This window comes from Actinomadura nitritigenes (assembly GCF_017573545.1).
Taxonomy (GTDB): Bacteria; Actinomycetota; Actinomycetes; order Streptosporangiales; family Streptosporangiaceae; genus Spirillospora; species Spirillospora nitritigenes.
In genome coordinates, this window is record NZ_JAGEOK010000007.1 from 184729 (window position 1) to 210113 (window position 25385).

Annotated in this window: 24 protein-coding genes; 15 read left to right on the top strand and 9 right to left on the bottom strand. The window is 74.6% G+C overall.

Annotation, left to right across the window (positions count from 1 at the left end):
* Position 1: 1 nt before the first annotated feature.
* From J4557_RS12560 to J4557_RS12580, 5 genes are all read right to left on the bottom strand, one after another.
* Entirely contained in the window at positions 2-988 is a 987-nt protein-coding gene (locus J4557_RS12560; protein ID WP_208266668.1) for a branched-chain amino acid ABC transporter permease, read from the bottom strand.
* Complete coding sequence (locus tag J4557_RS12565) at positions 989-1849, bottom strand: branched-chain amino acid ABC transporter permease (protein ID WP_208266669.1); 861 nt, start codon at positions 1847-1849, stop codon at positions 989-991. It lies immediately after the preceding gene.
* Positions 1850-1861: 12 nt separating this feature from the next.
* Positions 1862-3100: an ABC transporter substrate-binding protein gene (locus J4557_RS12570; protein ID WP_208266670.1), complete on the bottom strand. Its 1239-nt coding sequence runs from the start codon at positions 3098-3100 to the stop codon at positions 1862-1864.
* Positions 3101-3171: 71 nt separating this feature from the next.
* A complete protein-coding gene (locus J4557_RS12575; RefSeq protein WP_208266671.1) occupies positions 3172-3876 on the bottom strand; it encodes an ABC transporter ATP-binding protein in 705 nt (234 codons plus the stop codon).
* Positions 3863-4648 (bottom strand): ABC transporter ATP-binding protein, encoded by a 786-nt coding sequence (locus J4557_RS12580; protein WP_208266672.1) that lies wholly within the window; start codon positions 4646-4648, stop codon positions 3863-3865. Before J4557_RS12580 ends, J4557_RS12575 begins: the two co-directional genes overlap by 14 nt.
* 267 nt (positions 4649-4915) lie before the next feature.
* On the opposite strand from J4557_RS12580, the gene J4557_RS12585 reads away from it, so the two are divergent.
* The gene (locus tag J4557_RS12585) at positions 4916-6262 is read left to right on the top strand and encodes a tannase/feruloyl esterase family alpha/beta hydrolase (RefSeq protein WP_208266673.1); all 1347 of its coding nucleotides are present in this window, start codon (positions 4916-4918) and stop codon (positions 6260-6262) included.
* A 25-nt stretch (positions 6263-6287) separates the two neighbouring features.
* Here the strand turns inward: J4557_RS12585 and J4557_RS12590 are convergent, their stop codons facing one another.
* Together J4557_RS12590 and J4557_RS12595 are read right to left on the bottom strand one after the other, a co-directional pair.
* Positions 6288-6932 (bottom strand): hypothetical protein, encoded by a 645-nt coding sequence (locus J4557_RS12590; RefSeq protein ID WP_208266674.1) that lies wholly within the window; start codon positions 6930-6932, stop codon positions 6288-6290.
* Between the two features lie 87 nt (positions 6933-7019).
* Positions 7020-8045, bottom strand: coding sequence for a PHP domain-containing protein (locus J4557_RS12595; RefSeq protein WP_208266675.1), 1026 nt, complete (start codon positions 8043-8045; stop codon positions 7020-7022).
* An 83-nt stretch (positions 8046-8128) separates the two neighbouring features.
* Here J4557_RS12595 and J4557_RS12600 point away from each other — a divergent pair, with 83 nt between their 5' ends.
* The 10 genes from J4557_RS12600 (at position 8129) to J4557_RS12645 (ending at position 18497) form a co-directional block, all read left to right on the top strand.
* Positions 8129-9478, top strand: a complete 1350-nt coding sequence (locus tag J4557_RS12600) for a sensor histidine kinase (protein WP_208266676.1) — start codon at positions 8129-8131, stop codon at positions 9476-9478.
* Positions 9475-10155 (top strand): response regulator, encoded by a 681-nt coding sequence (locus tag J4557_RS12605; protein WP_208266677.1) that lies wholly within the window; start codon positions 9475-9477, stop codon positions 10153-10155. Before J4557_RS12600 ends, J4557_RS12605 begins: the two co-directional genes overlap by 4 nt.
* A 165-nt stretch (positions 10156-10320) precedes the next feature.
* Positions 10321-11289 carry an alpha/beta hydrolase gene (locus tag J4557_RS12610; RefSeq protein ID WP_208266678.1) on the top strand — a complete coding sequence of 323 codons (969 nt, stop codon included), beginning with the start codon at positions 10321-10323 and terminating at the stop codon, positions 11287-11289.
* Entirely contained in the window at positions 11286-12737 is a 1452-nt protein-coding gene (locus tag J4557_RS12615; RefSeq protein ID WP_307799713.1) for an acyltransferase family protein, read from the top strand. Before J4557_RS12610 ends, J4557_RS12615 begins: the two co-directional genes overlap by 4 nt.
* Complete coding sequence (locus tag J4557_RS12620) at positions 12652-13524, top strand: alpha/beta hydrolase (protein ID WP_208266679.1); 873 nt, start codon at positions 12652-12654, stop codon at positions 13522-13524. Before J4557_RS12615 ends, J4557_RS12620 begins: the two co-directional genes overlap by 86 nt.
* Before the next feature lie 55 nt (positions 13525-13579).
* On the top strand, positions 13580-14761 hold the full coding sequence (locus J4557_RS12625; RefSeq protein WP_151544107.1) for a PucR family transcriptional regulator: 1182 nt from the start codon (positions 13580-13582) through the stop codon (positions 14759-14761).
* Positions 14762-14852: 91 nt separating this feature from the next.
* Positions 14853-15767 carry an ACP S-malonyltransferase gene (locus tag J4557_RS12630; protein ID WP_208266680.1) on the top strand — a complete coding sequence of 305 codons (915 nt, stop codon included), beginning with the start codon at positions 14853-14855 and terminating at the stop codon, positions 15765-15767.
* Positions 15764-16729 carry a beta-ketoacyl-ACP synthase III gene (locus tag J4557_RS12635; protein ID WP_208266681.1) on the top strand — a complete coding sequence of 322 codons (966 nt, stop codon included), beginning with the start codon at positions 15764-15766 and terminating at the stop codon, positions 16727-16729. Before J4557_RS12630 ends, J4557_RS12635 begins: the two co-directional genes overlap by 4 nt.
* A 56-nt stretch (positions 16730-16785) precedes the next feature.
* Complete coding sequence (locus J4557_RS12640; RefSeq protein WP_151544105.1) at positions 16786-17037, top strand: acyl carrier protein; 252 nt, start codon at positions 16786-16788, stop codon at positions 17035-17037.
* 152 nt (positions 17038-17189) lie between these two features.
* Positions 17190-18497 (top strand): beta-ketoacyl-[acyl-carrier-protein] synthase family protein, encoded by a 1308-nt coding sequence (locus tag J4557_RS12645; protein ID WP_208266682.1) that lies wholly within the window; start codon positions 17190-17192, stop codon positions 18495-18497.
* Between the two features lie 230 nt (positions 18498-18727).
* Here the strand turns inward: J4557_RS12645 and J4557_RS12650 are convergent, their stop codons facing one another.
* Complete coding sequence (locus J4557_RS12650; RefSeq protein ID WP_208266683.1) at positions 18728-19222, bottom strand: DUF3145 domain-containing protein; 495 nt, start codon at positions 19220-19222, stop codon at positions 18728-18730.
* A gap of 285 nt (positions 19223-19507) precedes the next feature.
* Here J4557_RS12650 and J4557_RS12655 point away from each other — a divergent pair, with 285 nt between their 5' ends.
* The 4 genes from J4557_RS12655 to J4557_RS50880 all read left to right on the top strand — a co-directional run bounded on the left by J4557_RS12655 (position 19508) and on the right by J4557_RS50880 (position 24363).
* On the top strand, positions 19508-20671 hold the full coding sequence (locus J4557_RS12655; protein WP_208266684.1) for a S8 family peptidase: 1164 nt from the start codon (positions 19508-19510) through the stop codon (positions 20669-20671).
* Positions 20672-20771: 100 nt separating this feature from the next.
* On the top strand, positions 20772-21302 hold the full coding sequence (locus J4557_RS12660) for an RNA polymerase sigma factor (protein WP_243775646.1): 531 nt from the start codon (positions 20772-20774) through the stop codon (positions 21300-21302).
* Positions 21299-21748 carry a hypothetical protein gene (locus tag J4557_RS12665; protein WP_208266686.1) on the top strand — a complete coding sequence of 150 codons (450 nt, stop codon included), beginning with the start codon at positions 21299-21301 and terminating at the stop codon, positions 21746-21748. The genes J4557_RS12660 and J4557_RS12665 overlap by 4 nt, the downstream gene beginning before the upstream one ends.
* Entirely contained in the window at positions 21745-24363 is a 2619-nt protein-coding gene (locus J4557_RS50880) for a CHAT domain-containing protein (protein ID WP_307799715.1), read from the top strand. Before J4557_RS12665 ends, J4557_RS50880 begins: the two co-directional genes overlap by 4 nt.
* A 48-nt stretch (positions 24364-24411) precedes the next feature.
* On the opposite strand, the gene J4557_RS12675 is transcribed toward J4557_RS50880, so the two are convergent.
* Positions 24412-25242 (bottom strand): sulfurtransferase, encoded by an 831-nt coding sequence (locus J4557_RS12675; RefSeq protein WP_208266687.1) that lies wholly within the window; start codon positions 25240-25242, stop codon positions 24412-24414.
* Positions 25243-25385: the final 143 nt, after the last annotated feature.

A 25385-nucleotide genomic window follows, 5' to 3' on the forward strand; every position in this document is an offset into this window, starting at 1 on the left:
CTCAGACGGGGGCGGACACCTTGGACTGGGCCTGGTCGGCCGGTCGGCGGCGGGCGGTGCGCCTGGCGAGGAGGGTCTGGGCGGTGCCCCAGACACCGCGCCGGAACACCAGGACCACCACGATGAAGATCGCGCCGGTGATGATCCCGGTCTCCTGGAAGCCGGCCGTGGCGAGGTAGTCGTTCAGCTCCACGATCAGCGCGGCGCCGATCGCGCCTCCCCACAGGGTGCCGATGCCGCCGAGGACGACCATCATCACGGCCTGCCCGGACGTCGTCCAGTAGACGCCGTCCAGGGACGCGAAGCCGTGGCCGATGGCGAACAGGCCGCCGCCCAGCCCGGACAGTGCCGCCGACAGGACGAACACCAGCAGCTTGTAGCGGTCGATGCTGTAGCCCAGCGCGCGCGCACGCGCCGGGTTGTCGCGGATGGACACCAGCACGCGGCCGAACGGCGACCGGACGATCCGCCACGCGACGAACATGCCGACCAGGACGAACGGCAGTCCCGCGTAGTAGAAGAAGAACGGGTCGGACAGGTCGACGCCGAAGAAGTCCCTCGGGATGCCCTGCAGGCCGTTCTCCCCGCCCGTCACGTCCCGCCACTGGTTCGCGACGAAGTACACCATCTGCGCGAAGGCGAGGGTGACCATCGCGAAGTAGATGCCGCGCAGCCGGATGGACAGGAACCCGATCGGGACGGCGAGCACCGCGGAGAACGCCGCGCCGCCGAGGACGGCGACGGGGAACGGCAGCCCGGAGTGCACCGCGATCAGGCCCGTCACGTAGGCGGCGGACCCCCAGAACGCGGCGTGCCCGAACGACAGCAGCCCGGTGAACCCGAGCAGCAGGTCCACGGCGGCGGCGAACAGCGCCCAGCAGGCGATGTCCATCGCGACCGGCGGGTACACGAACCACGGCAGCACGAGCGCCGCGGCCAGCCCGATGATCAGCAGGACGGGCCGTCCGGCGAGCCTCGACAGAACCATCTAGAGCGCCTCCTCGCGGCCGAACAGTCCCGCCGGGCGCCACAGCAGCACGGCCGCCATCAGGATGAACACCAGCGTCTGCGACAGGGACGGCACGTAGTAGTTGCCGAGCGCCGAGACGATCCCGACCGCGAACCCGGCGGCGACCGACCCGAACACCGAGCCGAGCCCGCCGATCACCACCACGGCGAACACCGTGATGATCAGGTCGGAGCCCATCAGCGGGTTCACCGCGCGCATCGGCGCGGCGAGCACGCCGGCGAACCCGGCGAGCGCGACGCCGAACCCGAACACCGGCGTCACCCAGCGGGCCACGTCGATGCCGAGCGCGCGGGTCAGCTCGGGCCGCTCGGTCGCCGCCCGGACGATCATGCCGACGCGGGTCCGGGTCAGCACGACCCACACCGCCCCGCACACCACGACCGACACCGCCAGCACGAACACCTGGTAGGCCGGGTAGGTGAACAGGCCGAGGTTCACGGACCCGCCCAGCGCGGAGGGGCGCGGGTACGGCTGCGACTGCACCCCGTACTCCCGCTTGACGAGGTCCTGCAGGATCAGCGCGAGACCGAAGGTGAACAGGAAGTTGTAGAGCGGGTCGAGCGGCGCCAGGCGGCGGATGAACAGCCGCTCCAGCACCGTCCCGGCCGCGCCCAGCACGACCGGGACGAGCGGCAGCGCGACCCAGAAGTTCACGCCCCACGAGTCGAGCAGGACGTAGGAGCCGAACGCGCCCAGCATGTAGAACGCGCCGTGCGCGAAGTTGACCACGCCGAGCATCCCGAAGATGACGGCCAGGCCGAGGGCGAGCAGGGCGTAGAACGCCCCGCCCACCAGCCCGTTGAACGCCTGTTGCAGCACGCCGGGCCCGCCCTACAGCTTGCAGGCGGCGTCGGGCTGCTGGAACGCCTGCGCCGCCGGGATCGTCTTGAGGATCTTCTCGTAGTCCCACGGCTCCTTGACCTCGGAACCCGGCTTCACCTGCGCGATGTAGGCGTCGTGGACGAGCAGGTGGTCCTGCGCCCGGATGGTCCCGGTGGCGGTGAACACGTCGTTGACCTGGTGGCCCTCCAGCTGCTTCACCACGCCGTCGGACTTGTCGGTGCCGCCGCGCTGCACGGCCTCCAGGTACTGCAGCGCCGCGGAGTAGTCGGCGGCGTGCACGGCCGTCGGGCGCTTGCCCGTCTTGGCCTGGAACTTGTCCGCCCAGGCGCGGTTGCCCTGGTTGGCGTTCCAGTACCAGAAGTCGGTGAAGCGCGTCCCGGCCAGCGCGTCCGGGCCGAGCGAGTGGATGTCGGTGATGAACATCAGGCCCGTCGCGAGCCCGACGCCCTTGTCCCGCAGCTTGTACTCGTTGTACTGCTTCACGAGGTTGACGAGGTCGCCGCCCGCCTGCATGGCGCCGAGCACCTGCGGCTTCGGCTTCATCCCGGGCGCCTTCAGCAGGAACGTCGAGAAGTTGTCGTTCGGGAACGGCGTCGGGTCGGACTTGACGACGGTGCCGCCGGACTCCTTCACCGCCGCGGTGAACGTCTTCTGCATGTCCTGCCCGAACGCGTAGTCCGGGTAGACGATGTACCAGTTCTTCGAGCCGTCCTTGGTGACCTCGCTACCGGTCCCGTGGGCCAGCATGTAGCTGTTGTAGCCGTAGTGGAAGGTGTACTTGTTGCACTGCTGGCCTTCCAGCGCGGTGGACGCGGCGCCGACGTCGATGAACAGCTTCTTCTTGTTCTTGGCGACGGTCGCGACGGCGAGCGCGGCCGACGAGGTCGGCACGTCCACGATCAGGTCGGCCTTCTGCCGGTCGTACAGCTCCTGGGCCTTGGAGTTCGCGATGTCGGGCTTGTTCTGGTGGTCGGCGTCCACCACCTCGATCTTCTTCGCGACGGCCTTGTCGCCGTACTTCGCCTTGTAGTCGGCGACCGCCATCTTCACCGCCTCGACGGCGTTCTTGCCCGACAGGTCGGCGTAGACGCCGGACTCGTCGGTGAGGACGGCGAGGACGACCTTGCCGTCGCTGATCTTCCCCCCGCCCCCGCCGGGTCCGCCCGCGCAGCCGGCCAGCAGCGCTCCGGCGGTGGCGAGCGCCGCCGAACGTCGCACAAGTGTCATCGGGGTTCTCCCTGCTGTGTTCCGAGGTGGTTCTGAGATTTCGAGGTGGCGCCGGGGCTCCGGCGCACCGGCTAGATTCCGAGGTATTCGAGAAGTTCGCCCTCGCGGGCGAGGACCTCGTCGTTGTCCAGCGACTCCACGACGCGGCCCTCCGCGAGCAGGTGGTGGCGGTCGGCCACGGTCGCGGCGAAGTGCACGTTCTGCTCGATGAGCAGGACGGTGACGCCGGCGGCCTTGACCTCGCGCAGGATGGCGCCGATCTGCTGGACGATCAGCGGCGACAGGCCCTCGGTGGGCTCGTCGCACAGCAGCAGCCGGGCGCCGGTCCGCAGCACCCGGGCCAGCGCGAGCATCTGCTGCTCGCCGCCCGACAGCTTCGTCCCGGGGAACCGGCGCCGCTCCCGCAGCCGCGGGAACGTCTCGTACACCCGCTCCAGCGGCCACGGCTCGTGGGCCTCGTCCGATCGCGCGACGGGCGGGAGGGTGAGGTTCTCCTCCACGGAGAGCGTCGCGAAGACACCGCGGTCGTCCGGGACGTAGCCGAGCCCGCGGCGGGCCCTCTTGTGCGGGCCGAGGGCGGTGATGTCCTCGCCGAGGAACTCGATCGTCCCCTTGGCGTCCTTGTGGAGGCCCATGAGGCAGCGCAGGAGGGTCGTCTTGCCCGCGCCGTTGCGGCCGACCAGCGTGACGATCTCGCCCTCGTCGACGTGCAGCGACACGTCGCGCAGCGCCTGCGCCTCGCCGTACCAGGCCGACAGTCCGTCAATGCGCAGCATCGGAGTCTCCGAGGTAGGCGGTGACCACGCGAGGGTCGTGGCGGATCTCGGCGTACGGGCCCTCGACGAGCACCCGGCCCTGCTGGAGCACGGTGACGCGGTCGGCGAGGCTGGAGACGACGCTCATGTTGTGCTCCACCATCACGACGGTCAGCGTCCCGTCGCCGGCCTCGCGCACCCGCTGGATGAGCCGTACGGTGCGGTCGACGTCCTCCACGCCCATCCCGGCGGTCGGCTCGTCGAGCAGCAGCACCTTCGGCTCCAGCGCGAGCGCGAGCGCCAACTCCAGCGCGCGTTTGCGGCCGTAGGCGAGGGCGCCCGCGGGCGTCGCGCCGTGCCCGTCCAGGCCGACCTGCTCGAGCAGCTCCGCGGCGCGGCGGGAGAAGCGCCCGAGCGCCTTGTCGGACCGCCAGAACCGCCAGCCGAGCCCGGTCCGGCCGGCCAGCGCCAGCTCGACGTGCTGGAGCGGGGTGAGCTCGGCGAACAGGCTGGTGATCTGGAACGACCGGGCCAGGCCGAGCCGCGCGACGTGCTCGGGGCGGCGGCCGGCCAGCTCGTGCGGGCCGAGCCGCACGCTGCCCGCCGTCGGCTTCAGGAAGCCGGTGAGCAGGTTGAACAGCGTCGTCTTGCCCGCGCCGTTCGGCCCGACCAGCGCGTGCACCGAGCCCTCGGCGACGTCCAGGTCGACGCCGTCCACGGCCCGGAAGCCGCGGAACTCCCTGACCAGGCCGCGCGCCGCCAGAACCGGGGCCCCCGGATCGGGACCGGCCATGCGCCCTCCTCGTTCCTCAGGGTGACCCGGACCACACCGGGTCGCCGTGACCGGGAACGCTAAATCCCGCCCGGAGACCGGACCATGTGAGGTGCACCCACATTCCGGCCGTCCGATACGGGCGTGAGCCACATCACGTGCAGGTCACCGCCGCCGGCACATGCCGCCGCGCCCGGATATGTGGGCCGCGCACGTGGCCGCGCTCGCGGGCGCTCACCACCATGACGGCACCCGTCCCCGCACCGGGGACCCGTCGAAGGAGCCGGGATGCCGAAAGTCCGCAGCCTCCTGACCGCCACCGCTCTCACCGGCACCGCCCTCACCGCCGCCGCCCTCACCGCCGCCGTCCCGGCGCAGGCCCAGGGCCCCGCCCAGGACCCTGCGTGCGCGCCGGGCGTGCCGGTCCCGGGCGCGGAGAAGCAGGTCGCGGCCTGCCTCGACGACCTCACCACCGCGGGGACGGTCGCGTCGGGGCACACCGTCCCCGCCGACTGGGCGGGCCTGCAGTCCACCGCGACGAAGAACCCCGCGCACGTTCCGGGCGTCCAGATCGACGGCTACTTCCCGGACACCTCGACGTTCAACACGAACAACGGCTGGAACCACGACTCCCAGTTCGTCATCCGGCTCCCGGAGCACTGGACGGGCGGCCTCGTCGTCGCCGGCTCGCCCGGCAACCGCCGCCAGTACGCCAACGACTTCACCATCTCCGACTGGGCACTCGCGAAGGGCTACGCCTACGCCGCCACCGACAAGGGCAACAGCGGCACCGGGTTCTACCAGGACGGGAAGCGCCCCGGCGACGCGGTGGTCGAATGGAACGACCGGCTGACCCAGCTCACCCGCGCCGCCAAGAAGGTCGTGGCCCGCCACTACGGGAGTTCACCGCGCCGCACGTACGCCGCGGGCATCTCCAACGGCGGCTACCTCGTCCGCTGGCAGCTGGAGAACCACCCCGAGCTGTACGACGGCGGCATCGACGCCGAAGGCACCCTGTGGCGCGCGGACGGCCCGAACCTGTTCACGTACCTGCCGTCGATCCTGCGCGCGTACCCGTCGTACGCGGCCACCGGCGACCCGTCCGCCCACAAGGCGCTCCTCGACGCCGGTCTGGCGCCGGGCTCGGAGTTCCTGTGGCCGTTCCACGACCAGGTGTACTGGGGCCTCACCCAGACCATCTACCGCAAGGAGTTCGACCCGGGCTACACGGGCGAGGAGGCCGACTACAACTACGCCGCGCGGCCCCGCTCCGTCCACAAGGCGGTGGCCCGCGTCGCCCTCACCGGGCGCGTCCGCAAGCCCCTCATCACCCTGCAGGGCACCTACGACTCGCTCCTGCCGATCGGCACCGACTCGGACGTCTACGCCAGGATGGTCCGCGCGCGCGGCTCGGCGCTCTATCGGTACTACCGCGTAGAGGCCGCCAACCACGTCGACGGCCTCTACGACACCTACCCCGACAGGCTCCGGCCGCTGCTGCCGTGCATGCGCAGCGCGTTCACGGCCCTGGAGGCCTGGACGGCGAAGCACCAGTCCCCGCCCAAGAGCGCGACCCTGCCTCGCCCGGCGACCGGGGACCTCGTCAACACGTGCTCCCTGGAGTCCGCCTCGTAGGCCGGGCTCGTAGGGCCGGGCTCCGTCAGGCGCGGAAGTACGGGCCGGTGGAGCGCACGATCAGGTCCATCGGGACCCGCAGCGGCTTGCCGTCGATCGAGGACTTGGTCAGGTAGCTGCACCGGTAGCCGGTCTTCTGCCCGAGCGGCACCTGCTTGACCGCGGGCATGTCGTCGCAGCGGAGGTCGGTGCCCGAGTCGTGGTTGTTGGCCCAGAAGTCGGCGGCGGCGCCCTTCGCCGTCACGATGCCGACGCTGGGCTCGGCCTGGTAGGAGAGCGTCAGGCCGCCCATGGACGGTCCCTGGATCGTCACGGGCCAGGTCACCTTGACGCCCTCGTAGGTGACCGTGCAGGTGACCTTCGAGCCCTTGGCCGCCGCGACCGACGGCCGGTCGCACGCGGCGCTCGTGCGGCCCGGCGCCCCCGCCATCTTCACGGTCCGCTCGCGCAGGTCGTACTTCAGCTCCTCGATCAGCGGGGCGCCGTCGCGCGGCGAGGGCCTGATGACCGGGGACGCCGTGGTCGCGGGGTCGGGCGCCGAGACCGGGTGGCCGCTCGGCGCCTCCTCGGCCGCCGGCTTCTCCTTCGCCGAGGACGACGACCCGCCGCCACACCCGGCCGCCAGAGCGCACGCGGCCAGCACCAGTGCGCAGGAGTACGGAAACTTCATGATCAAAGTTATAGTGCCTCCCGTGCACCCGTCCGACCGGCGAGGCCAGGTTCGCTCGCGCCCGGGACCGGCGCGCCCGCCCTCGGATCAGGCGCCGCGGGACCAGGCGAGGAGGGCGCCGGCGGGCAGGGTGTTGACGACCCGGTCGGCGGGGACGGCGCAGCGGGCGGCGCGCTCGCAGCCGAAGTGCTGCCAGTCGAGCTGGCCCGGCGCGTGCGCGTCGGAGTCGATCGAGAAGCGGCACCCGGCCTCGACGGCGAGGCGGAGCAGCCGCTTCGGCGGATCGAGCCGCTCCGGACGCGAGTTGATCTCCACGGCGACGTCGTAGGCGGCGCAGGCGTCGAAGACCAGCGCCGCGTCGAACTCCGACTCGGGGCGCAGCCCGCCGCGCTTCCCGCCCGCCTTCACGATCCGTCCGGTGCAGTGCCCGAGCACGTTCACGCGCGGGTCCGCGACCGCCGCGACCATCCGCTTCGTCATGGCGACCCGGTCCATGCGGAGCTTGGAGTGGACGCTCGCGACGACGACGTCCAGCCGGTCGAGGAGGTCCGGATCCTGGTCGAGGGCGCCGTCGTCGAGGATGTCGACCTCGATGCCGGTGAGGATCCGGAACGGCGCGAGCTCCTCGTTCAGCTCGGCGACGACGTCCAGCTGCCGGCGGAGGCGGTCGGCGGACAGGCCGTTCGCGACGGTCAGGCGCGGCGAGTGGTCGGTCAGGGCGAGGTACTCGTGGCCCAGCGAACGGGCCGTCTCGGCCATCTCCCGGATCGGCGAACCGCCGTCCGACCAGTCGCTGTGGGTGTGCAGGTCGCCGCGCAGGGCCGAGCGCAGCGCGGCGGTCGCCTCGTCGAGCGGCTCGCCCTCCGTGGCCTCCAGCCGGCGCAGGTAGACGGGGGTCTCGCCGCGCAGCGCCTCCTCGATCACCAGGGCGGTGACCTTCCCGATGCCGGGCAGATCGGTCAGCGTGCCGTCGCGCGCCCGGTCCCGCAGCGCGTCCGGGGCCGTCGCCCCGACCAGATCGGCGGCCTTGCGGAAGGCCCGGACGCGGTAGGTCGGCTCATGCGCGCGCTCCAGCAGGAACGCGATGCGCCGCAGCGCTTCGACGGGCTCCACGCCCTGCACGGTACCCAGGTATGACGCGCACGTGGCACCGTGGTGGCATACGGATCCGGGTGCGGTGTCTCTAGCCTTGGCTCATGGCCGCGCAGAACGACGACGGCGTGCCCTCGGCGCCGAACACCCTGCTGAGCGGCGTCCTCGCCGCGGCCTTCACCGGCCAGGCCGACCCTGTCCCGCCGGACCGGCCGTGGCCCGCCCCGCTGCGCTGGACGCGGCTCGTCGGGATCGGGCGGCTGCCGTACGGGCTCGTCGTCAACGTCGTCGGCGTCGGCCTGGCCATCGCGCTGGCCGCCGGGACGAACTCGCTGCTCGCGACGCCGCAGCCGGATCGGCCCGGCGTGCACGTCGACGCGCTCGTGCGGCTGGTCGCGTCGATCGCGGTGACGCTGCCGCTGGCGCTGCGCGACCGGCATCCGCTCGGGGCGTGGCGGCTCGTCTTCGCGGCGATGGCCGTCATACCGGCCGGCCAGTGGCTGACCGTCCCGTACCTCCCGGCGGGGACGTTCGCCGCGATCGCGTGCCTGTACACGGTCGCGGTGCGGTGCTCGCGGGACATCACCATCGGCGTGGGCCTGCTGTCGCTGGCCGGAGTGTGGGTCAAGGACGCCTCGACCGCGGGCGGCGCGACCGTCGTGCTGCTGCTCGCCCTGGTCGTCGGGTACGCCGTCCGGCTGCGCGCCACCTCGCGGATGCAGCTGGCCGAGCAGCGCCGCGAGCTGATCGAGCAGGAGAAGCGCCACCAGGCCGCGGAGGCGGTGCTGACCGAGCGGCAGCGGATCGCGCGGGAGCTGCACGACGTGGTGGCGCACCACATGTCGATGATCGCGATCCAGGCGGAGGCCGCGCCGTACAAGGTCGACGCCGTCCCCGACGAGACCCGCCGCGACCTGTCGGAGATCCGCGCGACCGCGCTCGACGCGCTCACCGAGATGCGCCGCATCCTCGGCGTGCTGCGCTCCGAGGACGGCGCCGAGACCGCGCCGCAGCCGAGCCTGGAACGGCTGGACGAGCTGGTCGCGCACGCCCGCGGCGCCGGGCTGACCGTCTCGACGCGGCTCGCCGGCGACCTGGCCGGGCTGCCGCCGGGCGTCGGGCTCACCGCGTACCGGATCCTGCAGGAGGCGCTGAGCAACGCGATGCGGCACTCGCCCGGATCGAGGGTGGCGGTCGCGGCGCTCCGGGAGGACGGCATACTGCGGCTCGGCGTCGCCAACGGCCCGCCCGGCGACGGCCACGTCCCCACGGGTTCCGGCCCCGGCCGGCCGGCCCCGGCCCACCTCCCGGCCACGGAGGGCACCGGCCACGGGCTGATGGGGATGCGCGAACGGGCGGCCATGCTGGGCGGCGAGGTGTCTGCCCAGCCCACCGCGGACGGAGGATTCGCCGTGAACGCCACCCTTCCGGTGAAGGCGCGGGCCGGGACGTGACCGTCCGCGTGGTGATCGTCGACGACCAGGGCATGGTCCGCACCGGGTTCGGGGTGCTGCTGAACGCCCAGCCCGACATCGAGGTCGTCGGGGAGGCGGTGAACGGCGAGGAGGGGCTGCGTCGCGTCGCCGAGCTGCGGCCCGACGTCGTCCTGATGGACGTGCGGATGCCCGTCATGGACGGCCTGGAGGCGACCCGGCGGCTCCTCGACGGCCGCGGCGGGGACGGCGGGGGCGGCGAGGCGCCGAAGGTGCTGATGCTGACCACCTTCGACCTGGACGACTACGTCTACGAGGCGCTGCGCGCCGGAGCCAGCGGATTCCTGCTGAAGGACGCGTCGGCCGCCGAGCTCGCCGACGCCGTCCGGATCGTCGCGGCGGGCGACGCGCTCCTGTCCCCGTCGATCACCCGGCGGCTGATCGCCGAGTTCTCCCGGCTGGGCGGGCCGCGCGCACCGTCCCGCAAGCGGCTGGCGGAGCTGACCGAGCGGGAGACCGAGGTGCTCGCGCTGGTGGCGCGCGGCCTGTCCAACGGCGAGATCGCCGGGAAGCTGGTCGTCGCCGAGCAGACCGTCAAGACGCACTTCGGGCGCATCCTGATGAAGCTCGGGCTCCGCGACCGGCCGCAGGCGATCGTGTACGCCTACGAGGTCGGGCTGGTCCGGCCCGGCGACTGACGTCCCGCGGCGGTACGGCGGCGCGCCCGGCGGGCCGCCCGCCGAGGTATCGCCCCTCATACCGGGGTCGCAGCCGAAGGACGGCACCACCGGGTGATCCGCGCGGCGGCGTCCGGTTCCTAACGTCCTGGTCAGTGCTTCACCACTGACCAGGGAGGACGTCGGATGAGCAGCGGGCACCCGGCCCCCGGCCGGCGCACCAGGGCGGTCGCGGCGGCCGCCGTGCTGACGGTGACGGCCTCGACCACCGCTGCCGCCGGACGCACCGAGGCGTACGCGGGTCCGGCGCGGCTCCCGGCCCTGGCACCCGCGACGCTGGACGTCCGCTACCAGGCGGCGGGCGCGGAGATCGCCCGCGCATGGGCGACGGCGCGGCGCGTCCGCGACCACGACCGGGCGCGGGCCCTGTCGGCGTTCCTCGCGCCGGGCCGCCGGTTCCTGTCGTTCGACGCGCGCGGCCGCGGCCAGGCCGTCGAGGTCATCGGCGACCTCGCCGCCGCCGACCGGATCGCCGTCGTGGTGCCGGGCGCCGACACGACGCTCGCCAACTTCGACTCGCCGAAGTTCGTCGGCGGCGGCAGCCGCGCCCTGTACCGGCAGGTGCGCGCCGGCGCGCCCGCCGAGCGGATCGCCGTGGTCGCCTGGCTCGGCTACCGGCCGCCGCGCACGCTCAGCCCCGAGGTGCTGACCGGCGGCCGCGCCGCGGCGGGCGCCCGCGCGCTCGGCCGGTTCCTCACCGGCGTCCACCGCGTCAACGGGCGCGCCCGGATCGCGCTGCTGTGCCACAGCTACGGGTCCGTGGTGTGCGGGAAGGCCGCCCGCCACCTGGGCGCCGCGCCGGTGGACGACATCGCCCTGTTCGGCAGCCCCGGCGTCGCCGCGCACCGGGCGTCCGACCTCGGCACGTCCGCGCGGGTCTGGGCGGGCCGCGCCACCGGCGACTGGATGCGGTACGTGCCGAAGGTCAGCTTCGTCGGCGTCGGCTTCGGCGCGGACCCCGTCTCGCCCGGGTTCGGCGCGCGGCGCTTCGACGCCGGGACGGGCCCGCACAGCGCGTACCTCAAGCCCGGGACCGTCGCGCTCCGCAACCTCGCGCTCATCGCGCTCGGCCGGGACGCGGAGGTGACCCGGTGACGGCCCGCCCGGCCGCGCACGGCGACGGGCGCGACGGCGGGGTGGACGCGCTGCGCGCCTTCGCGATCCTCGGCGTCGTGCTCGGCCACTGGCTGGTGACGGCCCTCGTCGCGTCCGGCGACGGCCGCGACCTGCACGTCGCCAGCCCGCTGGAGGCGATGCCGGGGCTGGCGCCGCTGACCTGGGCGTTGCAGACGCTCGCGGTGTTCTTCCTGGTCGGCGGCTCCGCGGCGGCGAAAGGGCTGCGGCCCGGCGAGCCGTGGGACGTCCGGCTGCGGCGGCGCCTGGCGCGGCTTGCGCGCCCACTGCCCGTGCTCGCGGCGGCCTGGGTCCCCGTCGCCGCCGGGCTGCGGGCGGCCGGATTCCCGGGCGGCTCGCTGGCCACCCTGATCGGGCTGGTCCTCAGCCCGCTGTGGTTCCTCGGCGTCTACGCGGTGCTGACCGCGCTGGCCCCGCTGGTCGTCGCGGCCTGGCGGCGGCTCGGGCCGTGGGGCGCGGTCCTGCTCGTCGCCGCGACCGCGGCGATCGACCTCGGCCGGTTCGGCCTCGGCGCGCCCGGATGGACCGGCTGGGCGACCGTGCTGACGGGCTGGCTCCTGCCGTTCTACCTCGGCGCCGGATGGGCGCACGGCGCACTGCGCTCCCGCCGCACCGGGATCGTCCTGCTGGCGGGCGGCGCCGCCGCGACGGCGCTGCTGGTGGTCTTCGCGGGCTATCCGGCGAGCATGGTCGGCGTGCCGGGCGAACCGGTGTCCAACCTGAGCCCGCCGACGCTCGCCGCGGTCGCCTTCGGCCTCGCCCAGACCGGCCTCGCGCTGCTGCTGCACGGCCCGCTCACCGCCTGGACGCGCCGTCCCCGGGCGGGCGCGTGCGTCGCGGCGGCCAACCGCTCGGCGATGACCGTCTTCCTCTGGCACCAGACCGCCCTGATGATCACCACGGTCGGGGCGCTCCTCGCCGTGGGTAGCCTGGCCGGACTGCACACCGCGCCCGACCGGCCGTCCTGGCCGGCGGAGCGGCTGCTCTGGCTGCCGGTGTTCGCGCTCGCGCTGGCGGTTCTCCACGCGCTCGCGCACCGCTTCGAGCGGCCCTCGCCACGCCCGGACGGCGGCCGCGCGAACCCGGCGGCGGGCCCGCGCGTCTCACCACGCGCCTCCCCATGGGGGGTGCCCGGCCGGAATCCCCCACCGGCCCCGGATGGTAGAAAGGCCGAAGATGCCGCCGCCACGCAAGACGACCCCGAGGCGCGCCCGACGGCTGCGACGGGCGCTGGCCTGCGTCGTTTCCATCTCGGCCCTCATGCTCACCACCGCCGGGACCGGCCACGCCGACCCGTACGCGCCCCCCGCCCCCGTCCCGTCGATGGCGCCGTCGACCCTGGACGTCCGGTACGCGACCGAGCGCCGGTCGATCGAGCAGGCGCTGCGGACGGCGCGCAACGTCGGTGACGGGACGCGGGCGCGCGCGCTCGCCGCGTTCCTGGCACCGGACCGCCGGTTCCTCTACTTCGACCCGCGCGGGCGCGGGCAGGCCATCGAGGTCGTCGGCGACCTCGCGCACGCGCGGCGGATCGCGGTTCTCGTCCCGGGCGCCGACACGACGCTGACCGCCTTCGACCGGCGGGGCGGCAAGCCGTGGTCCACGCCCGGCGGCGGGGCGCGGGCCGTCTACTCCCGGGCGCGCTCGCTCACCGCCGATCCGGGCCTGGCCGTCGTGGCGTGGCTCGGCTACGCCGCCCCCAGGACCTTCAGCGGAGACGTCCTGACGGACCAGCGCGCCGACGAGGGCGCGGGCGAGCTGCTGGACTTCCTCGCCGGGATGCGCCGGGCGAACCCCTCCGCCCGCGTCGCGCTGCTCTGCCACAGCTACGGCTCGGTCGTGTGCGGCCGCGCGGCCCTCAACCACCACGGCCACGGCAGGGCCGACGCGTGGCGGCAGGTCACCGACATCGCGCTGTACGGCAGCCCCGGCACGACCGCGTGGTCCGCCGCCGGCCTGACCCGCACCGCCCGCGTCTGGGCCGGACGCGGCGCGACAGACTGGATGGAGGACGTCCCGCACGTCCGCATCCTCGGCCTCGGGCTCGGGCCCGACCCGGTCTCCCGCGGCTTCGGCGCCCGGGTGTTCGCCGCGGGCTCCGGCGGCCACAGCGACTACCTCTCGCCGGACTCGATCCCGCTGCGCAACCTCACCGAGATCGCCCTCGGCGACGCCCCCGCCGTCGTCCGCGGCTGAAGCCCGTTCCGCGCTCAGGGACGGAACATCGCCCGTTCGGTGGCACCCTAAGGAGGTGGACACCGCAAGCGAGGCCGAGATCCGCGAGCAGACCACCCAGCGCCTGGAGAAGGCGATGGGGACGTTCGGCACCGCGGCGCTGACCAGCATGGAGGAGCAGCTTCCCTGGTTCCGGCGGATGCCGCCGGACCAGCGCTCCTGGATCGGGCTGGTCGCGCAGGCGGGCATCGCCGCGTTCGTGGAGTGGTTCAAGAGCAACGAGCGGACCCGGCCCGCCATCGCCGGCGAGGTGTTCGGCACCGCGCCCCGCGAACTGCTGCGGTCCATCAAGCTGCACCACACCATCGACATGATCCGCGTGATCATCGAGGTGGTGGAGACCCGGCTGGACGAGCTGGCCGCGCCCGGCGGCGAGGCCCAGCTCCGCGAGGCCATCCTGCGCTACACCCGGGACGTGGCGTTCGGCGCGGCGCAGGTGTACGCGCGCGCCGCCGAGACCCGCGCCGCCTGGGACGCCCGCCTGGAGGCCCTCGTCGTCAACGCGGTGCTGCGCGGCGAGGTCGACGACGGCATGCACTCCTGGGCGGCGGCGCTCGGCTGGACGTCCAAGCCCGTCACGGTGATCGCCGGGTACACCCCGGAGGACGAGGAGCCCGAGGTCACCATCGACCAGATGCAGCTGGCCGCCCGGCGCGCCCGCGCCGACGTGCTGGCCGGCGTGCACGGCCACCGCGTCATCGTGGTGGTGGGCGGCGACGCCGACCCGATGGAGGCGGCCCGCCCGATCGCCGCCAAGTGCGGGCCGGGGCCCGTCGTGGTCGGCCCGAAGGTCGGCGACCTGTACGACTCGACCAAGTCCGCGCAGGCCGCGGTCGCCGGGCTGCGCGCCGCCGCGGGCTGGCCGGACGCGCCGCGCCCCGTCCCGGCGACCGAGCTGCTGCCCGAGCGGGCGCTCGACGGCGACGCCGAGGCCCGCCGGTACCTGGTGGAGGGTGTCTACAACCCGATGCTCGCCGCGGGCGCGCCGCTGCTGGACACGCTCACCACCTACCTGGAGCAGGGTTCGTCACTGGAGGCGACCGCCCGGCTGCTGTTCGTGCACCCGAACACGGTACGTTACCGGCTGCGTCGCGTCACCGAGCTCACGGGCCTCGCGCCGACCGACGGGCGCAACGCGTTCACGCTCCGCATCGCCCTGGTCCTGGGCCGGTTCGCCGCGCGCCCGCCCCGCGCCTAGGGCGCTTGTAGAGGTCGTACAAAGGGCCTGGACCAAACTTCGTCGCGATCGGCATCGTGAGGGAAGGGGCGTTCGCGAAAGGCTGGACGCCGTGATACTCCTCGCATCGCCCGGCCAGGGCGCCCAGACCCCCGGCTTCTTGCAGCCATGGCTAGAGATACCCGGAGTCGCCGACCGTCTCGCCTGGTGGTCGGCCGTCACCGGGCTGGACCTGGTCAGGTACGGGACGACCGCCGACGCCGAGGAGATCCGCGACACCGCCGTGGCGCAGCCGCTGCTGGTCGCCGCCGCGCTCGCCGCCCACGAGGTGCTCTACGAGGACGCCGCTCCCGGCGCCGTCGCGGGGCACAGCGTCGGCGAGCTCGCCGCCGCGGCGATCGCCGGGGTGCTGACCCCCGAGGCCGCGCTGGTGCTCGTCCGGGAGCGGGGCCGCGCGATGGCCGAGGCCGCCGCCGTCACCGAGACCGGCATGACGGCCGTGCTCGGCGGCGACGCCGAGGAGGTGCTCGCCGCCATCGACAAGCACGGCCTCACCCCCGCCAACGTCAACGGCGCCGGCCAGGTCGTCGCCGCCGGGACGACGGAGCAGCTCACGGCGTTCGCCGACGAGCCGCCCGCCGGCGCGCGGCTGCGGGCGCTGTCGGTCGCCGGCGCCTTCCACACCGCCCACATGGCCCCCGCCGTCGACACCCTCCGCCGCCTGGCCCCCGGCGCCCCCGTCGCCGACCCCCGCACGAAGCTGCTGCAGAACCGCGACGGCGCCGTCGTCGCGTCCGGCCGCGACTTCGTCGGGCGCCTCGTCGAGCAGGTCAGCGCCCCCGTCCGCTGGGACGCGTGCATGGCCACCATGCGGGAGATCGGCGTCACCGGGATCATCGAGCTGCCCCCGGCCGGGACGCTGGTCGGGCTCGCCCGGCGCGAGCTGAAGGGCATCGAGCTGGTGGCCCTCAAGACCCCCGCGGACCTGGACAAGGCCCGCGAGCTGATCAAGGCGGACGCGGCATGACCGGGCTGCGCATCCCCGAGGCGGCCGCGGGCGCCCGCATCCTCGCGTTCGGCGACTACCGCCCGGCCCGGATCGTCACCAACGACGAGCTGTCGAAGACCGTCGACACCAACGACGAGTGGATCCGCACCCGCGTCGGCATCCAGGAGCGGCGGATCGCCGGCGACGACGAGGGCATCGTCGAGCTCGGCGTGCACGCGGGCGGCAAGGCCCTCGCGAACAGCGGCCTCGACCCGTCCGACATCGACCTGGTGATCCTCGCGACCTGCTCGGCGGAGTCGCCGATGCCCGGCCACGCGCCGCAGGTCGCGCACCGGCTCGGCATCGACGCCCCCGGCGCCTTCGACCTGAACGCCGCCTGCGCCGGGTTCTGCTACGCGCTCGGCACCGCCAGCGCCGCCGTCCGCGCCGGCAGCGCCCGCAACGTGCTGGTGATCGGGTCCGAGAAGATGTCCCAGTGGATCGACTGGACCGACCGCTCCACCAGCATCATCTTCGCCGACGGGGCGGGCGCCGCGGTCGTCACCGGCAGCGAGTCGCCGGGCATCGGCCCGGTCGTGTGGGGCAGCGCCGGCGACAACTACGACAAGATCATCATTGACGACCGGCACTCGTTCATCCGGCAGGAGGGGCAGGCGGTGTTCCGCTGGGCCACCACCGCCATCGCGCCGGTCGCGCTGGAGGCGTGCGAGCGCGCCGGTATCGCCCCCGGCGACCTCGCCGCCGTCGTCCCGCACCAGGCCAACCTGCGGATCATCCAGGCCATCGCCCGGAAGATGAAGGCCACCAACGCCGTGGTGGCCGACGACATCGTGCACTCCGGCAACACCTCGGGGGCCTCCATCCCGCTGGCCCTGTCCCGCATGATCGAACGCGGCGACGTGCCGTCCGGCGCCCCCGCCCTCCTGGTGGGGTTCGGCGCCGGACTGTCCTACGCTGCCCAAGTCATCCAGATCCCGTAGGCCGTCACGCCTGCCCGCAGGCTCTGGACCAACCCATCGAAGGAGATAGCAGAACCATGGCAGTCGCCACCGAGCAGCAGATCCTGGACGGCCTCGCCGAGATCATCGACGAGATCGTCGGCATCGACAAGTCCGAGGTCACCCCGGAGAAGAACTTCATCGACGACCTCGACATCGACTCGCTGTCGATGGTGGAGATCGCGGTGGCCGCGCAGGACCGCTTCGGCGTCGAGATCCCCGACGACGAGCTGCGCAACCTGAAGAGCGTCCAGGACGTCATCAACTTCGTCCAGAAGCTCCAGAGCTAGTTCCGGCCGGTGGCCGGGCCGCGCTGCGCGCGGACCGGCCGCAGGGAGGGCGCGCCGCCGGGCCGCCCGGACGGGTCCGCACGGGCCCCGACGGCGCCCCGGGCCGGGCGCGCCCTGCCTCCACTCCCCCCTCCAGTCCGCAAGGAGCATCTATGAGCAAGAGCCAGACCAGAGTCGTGGTGACCGGTCTCGGTGCAACGACTCCTCTCGGCGGAGACCTGCCGTCGACCTGGTCCGCCCTGCTCGCCGGAGAGTCCGGGATCCGCAGCCTGGACTGGGAGGGCGTCGAGGATCTGCCGGTCCGTTTCGCCGCCACGCTGAAGGTGGACCCGGCCGAGGTCATGCCGAAGCAGTCGCTGCGCCGGCTGGACCGCAGCCAGGCGATCGCGCTGATCGCGGCGCGCGAGGCGTGGACCGACGCCGGCTTCGCCCCGGCCGTCAGCAACAAGACCATGCGCAACGAGGAGCCCGCCGGCGTGCCCGGCGGCTTCGTCGTCGACGGCGACCGGCTGGGCGTCGTCGTCTCCAGCGGCATCGGCGGCCTGCACACCGCGCTGAACAGCTACGACGTGTTCCGCGAGCAGGGCTGGTCGCGGGTGTCGCCGTTCACCGTGCCGATGCTGATGCCGAACGGCGCGTCCGGGCACGTCGGCATCGAGTTCGGCGCGACCGCCGGCTCGCACGCCCTGGTCAGCGCGTGCGCGTCCAGCGGCGAGGCCGTCGGCTACGCCATCGACATGATCCGCGCGGGCCGCGCGGACGTCGTCATCTGCGGCGGCACCGAGTCGTGCATCCACCCGCTGCAGATGGCCTCGTTCGGCCGCATGCGCGCGATGTCGACCCGCAACGACGAGCCGGCGCGCGCGTCCCGGCCGTACGACAAGAACCGCGACGGCTTCGTGCTCGGCGAGGGCGCCGCCATGATCATCCTGGAGTCGGAGGAGCACGCCCGCGCCCGCGGCGCCCGCGTGCAGGGCGTCGCCGCGGGCTGCGGCTACTCCAACGACGCCTACGACATCGTGCTGCCGGACCCGAGCGGCGGCGGTCAGGCCAAGGCGATGCAGCGGGCGCTCGCCGACGCCGGGCTGCGGCCCGAGGACATCGTGCACATCAACGCGCACGCCACCTCGACCCCGTCCGGCGACGTCGCCGAGCTGAACTCCATCAAGGCGGGCCTCGGTGAGGAGGCCGCCGCCAAGGTGGCCATCACCGCGACCAAGTCGATGACCGGGCACCTGCTGGGCGGCGCGGGCGCGCTGGAGTCGGTGTTCACGATCCTGGCGCTGCGGGACGGCCTCGTCCCGGCGGTCGCCAACCTGGAGGACCTCGACGACGAGGTCGACCTGGACATCGTGCGGGACGAGCCGCGCAAGCTCGCGGACGGGCCCGCCGCGGCGCTCAACAACTCGTTCGGCTTCGGCGGCCACAACGTCTCGGTCGCCTTCGAACGCGCTCTCTGACCGCGCACGGCAACGGCCCGGCGAGTCCGACTCTCGGACCCGCCGGGCCGTTTCGCATGCTGTTTTACGAGTCCGGCAACGACCTCGGCCATCACGCGAGCGCGTTATCTGACCGGTGGGGGCGATGCCGGAGGCGAGCCCCCACCGGGAAGCTCGCGAAGCGAGTTCGCGCTCGCCCAAGACCGGTCAAGGGCCGAGCCGCCAGGCGAGGCCCTTTGGCCGGGGTTGCCTCAAACAGCCGCGTGGAGCCAGCGCACGGGAGCTCCGTCGCCGGCGCGGCGGAAGGGCTCCAGCTCGTTGTCCCACGGGGTGCCGAGGAGCCGCTCCAGCTCGTGCTCCAGGTTCGTCTTGCCGACGGCGGCGTTGGCCATGACCGCGCGGAGCCGGTCCTCGGGCACCATGATGTCGCCGTTGGCCCCGATGACGCCGCTGAACACCCCGAGGGTCGGGGTGAAGCTGTAGCGGACGCCGTCGCTGCCGGGCGTCGGGTCCTCGGTGGCCTCGAACCGCACCAGCTTCCAGTTGCGCAGGGCCGAGGTGATCCCTGCCGCGGTGCCCGGCCTGCCCTCCCAATGAAGCTCGGCGCGCAGCGTCCCCGGCGCGGCCGCCTGATCAGCCCACTCAAGGGAAACGGGCACGCCGAGAACACCTGCGGCGGCCCACTCGATGTGCGGGCTCAGCGCAGGTGGCGCGGAGTGGACGTAGAAAACGCCACGTGCGGTCACCGGACCTCCTGGATCTGTACCGAGGCTCGTCTTCCCCTACGGCCTCGTACGTCCCAAGACGGCGTCCGCGTCCCTCATTGTGCATCATCGGCCCGGGTCGCACCACCGTGACTTCACCGTTTGCCGAACGCTTGACCACGGGATGCGCACCGTTCACCGGTCCCGGCCGCCAAGCGTAGGCCCTCGCCGGGCGGCCGCGCCGCCGTTTCGGCGCGTTCGGCGGTCACTTACGGTCCCCGTTCCGGCACGATGAGTGCCGGATCCGTGGGCACGGGAGGGGATGCGATGCTCGACCAGGAGGCGCGGCTGGTCCGGTTGCTGGCGCGGCACCGTGACGCGGTGATGGTGGAGCCGGTGCCGGGGCGGCGGGCGCTGGTGCGCCGCGACCAGGTCCTCGTCTCCGGGCGGGACGCGGGTCCCGCGCAGGACCTGGTGCGGCGCTGGTGCGACGCGCGGGAGGACGGGCCGGGCGCGACCCGGCTGCGGCTGCGGCCGTCGGCGAAGGTGGACGTGTGCGAGCTGTCCGCGCAGCTGTCCGGCGGTGGCCGCCATCGGACGCTGAGCGTGTCGCCGAACCATCTCGTCCACGGCCAGCCGATGTGGTGGAGCGGCCCGGCCGACCGGCCGCGTCCGGCGGCGCCGCTGCCCGCGCCGGTCGCGGCGGGCGCGCGCCGGGACGTGACGGTCGCGATCCTCGACACGGGGCTGTCGCCGCACCCCTGGTACGAGGACACCGCGTGGTTCCGCGAGCAGCGCGACGAGGCGGCGGAGGTGCTCGACGCCGACCTCGACCTCGAACTGGACGCGCAGGCGGGGCACGGCACGTTCATCGCGGGCGTGGTGCTGCGGCACGCGCCGACGGCGGCGCTGCGCGCGCTGCGCGTCATCGGCGGGGACGGCGTCGGCGACGAACTGGACGTCATCCGCGCGCTCGCCCGGCTCGCGGCCTGGGGACGCGCGGACGTGGTGAACATCTCGCTCGGCTGCCACACCTACGACGACCGTCCGTCGCCGGTGCTGGCGAGGGCGATCAGCGCGCTCGGCCGCCGGACGGTCGTGGTGGCGTGCGCGGGGAACACCGCGAGCGAGCGCCCGTTCTGGCCGGCCGCGATGAAGCCCGTCATCGGGGTTGCGGCGCTCGACGGGGACGACCGGGCCTGGTTCTCCAACTACGGCTGGTGGGTCGACGCGTGCGCGCCGGGAGTGGACGTCGCGAGCACGCACGTGTGGTTCGACGGCCCGCGCGCCCCCTCGGGAGGCGTCGACGCGGACCGGTTCGAGGGGTACGCGACGTGGAGCGGGACGTCGTTCGCGGCGCCCGCCGTGGCCGGGCGGATCGCGGGGCTCGCCGCGCAGGAGGGGCTGGACGCGCCGTCGGCCGCCGACCGGGTCCTCGATCCGGCGCGCCACGTCACCCTCCCGGATCTCGGCGTACTCATCAGTTCTTGAGCACGGTCCGATGGCGAAGCGGTAACCGCGCACGGAGCGTCGCCGTGATCGCACTTAAGGTGATCTCCCGATGCCGGCGGACGACGTGGCGGGAGCCCCCTTGGCGACTTTGCAGGACGACGACACGAGCGCACTGGTGGTGCGGGCTCGGGAGGGCGACGATGCCGCGTGGGCGCGGCTCGTCGAGCGGTACAGCGGGCTGCTGTGGTCGATCGCCCGCGCGCACGGGCTCGGCGACGCGGACGCGAGCGATGTGGTGCAGACGTCCTGGCTGAGGCTGGTGGAGCGGATCGACGCGCTCGACGACCCGTCCGCGACCGGCTGCTGGCTGGCGACGACGGCGCGCAACGAGTGCAGGGCCCTCGTGCGGCGGCGGGCCCGCGACCTGCCGCCGCTCGCGCTCGGCGCCCGGCACGCGTCCGGCCCGGACGAGGTGGCGGCCGCCCGCGAGCGGCTGGGCCGCGTCGGCGCCGCGCTGGAGGCGCTCCCCCGCCGCTGCCGGACGCTGCTGCGGCTGTTCGCGCAGGCGGCCAGCTACGCCGAGCTCGCGGCGGCGCTGGGCGTCCCGGTCGGCAGCGTCGGCCCGACGCGGGCCCGCTGCCTGGCCGCGCTGCGGAGGCTCGTCCCGTGAACGACGAGGAGCTGATGGCGGGGGCGCGGGCCGCGTTCGACGTCCTCGACCCGGTGCCGGAGGGCGTGCTCGCGGCGGCGCGTTCGGCGCTCGCGTGGCGGACGCCGGCGGCGGAGCTGGCGGAGCTGCGCCGGGACGGCGCCGTGCGTCCGGCGGCGGGCGTGCGCGGCGGTTCGGGGCGGTCGCTGGCGTTCGGATGCCCCCGGTCGGCGGTGGAGATCGAGGTCACCGAGGACGGGCGGCACCGCGAGATCACCGGACGGCTCGTCCCGCCGGCGAGCGCCGAGATCGTCGTCCGGCAGGGCGGCGATCCGGCGGGGCGGCCGGCCGGGCGCACCGGGCCGGGCGGGATGTTCTGCCTTCCGCACGTGCCGGAGGGGCTGGTCAGCCTGCTGTTCCGGCTGCCGGACGGCTCGTCGGTCGTCACCAGCTGGGTCCGCGTGTGAGCGGCGAGGACGAGCGGGCCCTGCTGTGGCTGGCGGCGATCGACCCGGCGACCGCGCACGCCCGCGCGACGGCGCTGCTGGAGCGGGGCGACGACATCCTCGCGTTGCGGATCGCGGGCCTGGCGTGCAAGGAGCTGGGGCGCCTGGAGGAAGGGCTGGACCTCCTGTACCGGGCGCTCGACCTGGCGACCGGGCGCGAGACGGCCGGCGCGGCGCCCGAGGACGACGGCTGGCCGGTGTTCGCGGACGACGCGTGGCCGGTGTTCGCGGACGACGCGTGGACCGGTGACGCGCGCCCCGACCCGTACACCGCCGCGAAGGTCCGGATGAACCTCGTCGGTCTTCTGACGGCCCGCGGGGATCTCACCGGGGCGCTGGCCCACGCGGAGGAGGCGGAAACCGTCCTGCGCGGTGAGGATGCGGACCGGCTGGCCGCCAACAAGGCCTGCGCCCTTGCCCGCGCGGGACGCGTCGCGGAGGCGCACGACGTCGCTGAGCGCGCGCTCGCGGGACTGCGGCGGGGGCACGACCGGGCGGCGCTCAACGGGCTGCTGACCAACATCGGGCTCGCGCGGGCGATGCGCGGCGACTTCGGCGGCGCCGAGGAGGCCCTGGCGGAGGCCGTCGCGGTCGGCGAGGCCGCCGGGCTGCGGCACCAGACGGCGATGGCCAAGGGGAACCTGGCGTTCGCGGTGTCGCGGCGCGGGGACGTCCCGCGCGCCCTGCGGCTGTACGCGGAGGCCGAGCCCCTCCTGGCCGGGGAGCGGCTGGCGCAGTGCCGCCTGGACCAAGCGGAGACCCTCATCGTGGCGGGCCTGCCGCGGGAGGCGCGGCCCCTCCTCGACGCGGCCCTGGCGGCGGCGGAGGCACACGGCTACAGGTGCGACGTCGCGGACGCCCTCCTGCTCCGCGCACACGCGGAACTCGCGGACGGCGATCCCGGACGCGCCGCCGAGAGCGCCGCGCGGGCGCGGGACGCGTTCGCCGGGCAGGAGCGCCCCGGCTGGATCCCGCTCGCCGAGCACGTGCTGGTCAAGGCGCGCTGGGAGTCCGGCGAGCGGTCCGGCGCGCTGCTGGCGGACGCCGCCGCGGCGGCGGGCCTGCTCGGCGACGGCGGCTGGGCCGGGCCCGCCGCCGAGACCCGCGTCATCGCCGCGCGGGTCGCGATGGCCCTCGGCAGGCCGTCCGCGCACCTGCTGGCGGACGTCGACGGCACGGACGGTCCCGCGGCGGTCCGGATCGCCGCCCGGCACGCGACCGCGCTGGCATGCTCGGCGCGCGGCGACGTCCCGGGCGCGGTCGGCGCCGTCCGCGCCGGGCTGGAGGCGGCCGCCCGGCACGCGGAGGCGTTCGGCGCGCTGGACCTGCGGGCCCGCGCGGCGGGCCTCGCCGGGGAGCTGGCCGCGCTCGGGCTCGGCCTCGCCGGGTCCGCCGCGGAGCTGCTGGACCTGGAGGAGCGGCGGCGCGCCATCGCCCGCCCGGGGCGGCTGCGGCCGCCCGCCGACCCCGAGCGGGCGGGGGCGCTGGCGGCGCTGCGGGCGCTCAGCGCCGCGCACACCTGCGACGCGGCGAGCGGCGGCGTCCCGTCCGTGCTCGCCGCCGACCTGGCGGCCCTGGAGGCGAAGGTCAGCGCGCACACCCGCCGCCGCCCCGGCGGGCCGCCCGGACCGGAGGCCCCCGAGCCCGCCGAGATCGCCGCCGCGCTCGGCGACCGCGCCCTCATCGAGCTGGTCGCCGTCGGCGGCGAGCTGCACGCGGTGACCGTCGCCGGCGGCCGGACCCGCAGGCACCGGCTCGGCGACCACGACGCCGCCGCCCGCGAGGCGGGCCTGATCCGCTACGCGCTGGGCCGGCTCGCGGGCGCGGACGACCCCGCCGCGCTCACCGCCGCCGCCGAGTCCGCCGAACGGCTCGACCGGCTCCTGCTGGCACCGGTCCGGGCCGACGCGGGCGACCGCGACCTGGTGATCGCCCCGGCCGGTCCGCTGCACGGCCTGCCCTGGGCGGTGCTGCCGTCGCTCGCGGGACGCCCGTTCACGGTCGTCCCGTCGGCCGCGGCCTGGCTGCGCGCCCGCGCGGACCGTCCGCCCGGCGGCCGCACCGTCCTGGTCGCGGGCCCCGGCCTCGCCCACGCCGGACGCGAGATCGCCGCGCTGCGCCGCGTCCACCCCGGCGCGCTCGTCCTGGACGGCCCGGACGCGCGCGCCGAACCCGTCCGCGACGCGCTGGACGGCGCCGCGCTCGCCCACATCGCCGCCCACGGCGAGTTCCGCGAGGGCAACGCGCTGTTCTCGCGGCTGCGGCTCGCCGACGGCCCGCTGACCGTCCACGACCTGGACGCGCTCGCGGCGCCGCCGCGCCTGGTCGTGCTGTCGGCCTGCGACATCGGCCGCTCCGACGAGGGCGACGCCGCCGTCGGGATGGCGGGCGTGCTGCTCGCCCTCGGCGCCGCCACGGTGATCGCCAGCGTCGCGCCCGTCCGGGACGCCACGACACCGGAGTTCATGGCGGCGCTCCACGCCGGGCTGGCGTCGGGACTGCCGCCAGCCCGCGCGCTCGCCGGCGTGCCGCGCCTGCCCGGCGCGGCGGGCTTCCTCTGCTTCGGTTCGGGATGAGACCGGCCCGTGGCCGCCGGAACCTACCGGCGGCCACGGGCCGTCACGTCAGGAATCGCCCGTCGCGACGGGGTTGGCGGGATCGGCGACCCAGTTCGACCAGGACCCGACATAGAGGGCCGCGGGTATCCCCGCGAGGTGGAGCGCCAGGATCTCGTGCGCCGCGGTCACCCCGGAGCCGCAGTAGGCGCCGACGTCCAGTGCGTCGGTCGCGCCGAGCTTCGCGAACCGCTCGCGCAGCAGCTCCGGCGGCAGGAACCGGCCGTCCACGCCGACGTTCCCGGACGTCGGAGCGTTCCGCGCGCCCGGGATGTGCCCGGCGACCGGGTCGACGGGCTCGGCCTCGCCGCGGTACCGCTCGGCGGCGCGGGCGTCCAGCAGCACCCCGGCGGTCGCCAGCGCCCCGGCCCCCTCCGCGTCCAGCACGGGCAGCCGGCCCGGACGCGCGAAGAAGTCGCCCGGCTTGACGTCCGGCTCCTCGGTGGTGACCGGGTGGCCCGCCTCCGTCCAGGCCCGGTAGCCGCCGTTCAGCACGCGGACCCTGTCGTGGCCGAAGTAGCGCAGCGACCACCAGACGCGCGCGGCGGCCGTGGAGTCGGCGTCGTCGTAGACGACGACGAGCCGGTCCCCGGACACGCCGGTGCGGCGCATCGCGGCCTCGAAGTCACCGGACGGGGGCAGCGGATGGCGCCCGGCCGGACCGGGCGGCCCGGCCACGTCGCGGTCCAGGTCGACGAACACGGCTCCGGGGAGGTGGCCCTTGCGGTAGGAGTCGATTCCCGGCGGCCCTGCCAGATGCCAACGCACGTCCAGCAGGACCAGGGGGGTCTGCCGCCGGAGCAGCCGGTCCAGCGCGGGCACTTCGATGAGAGGGTGCACATCGCCAGTTTGACCTTCGTCGCCCGGATTGAGGAGGGGCTCGGCGCGGTTCGTCACGACCGGCAGCCTACGCACCACCGGCCCCGGGACACGCCGTGCGCGCGCATTCCGCGACAGCGCAGGTCAGGACCGGAACAGGGGCC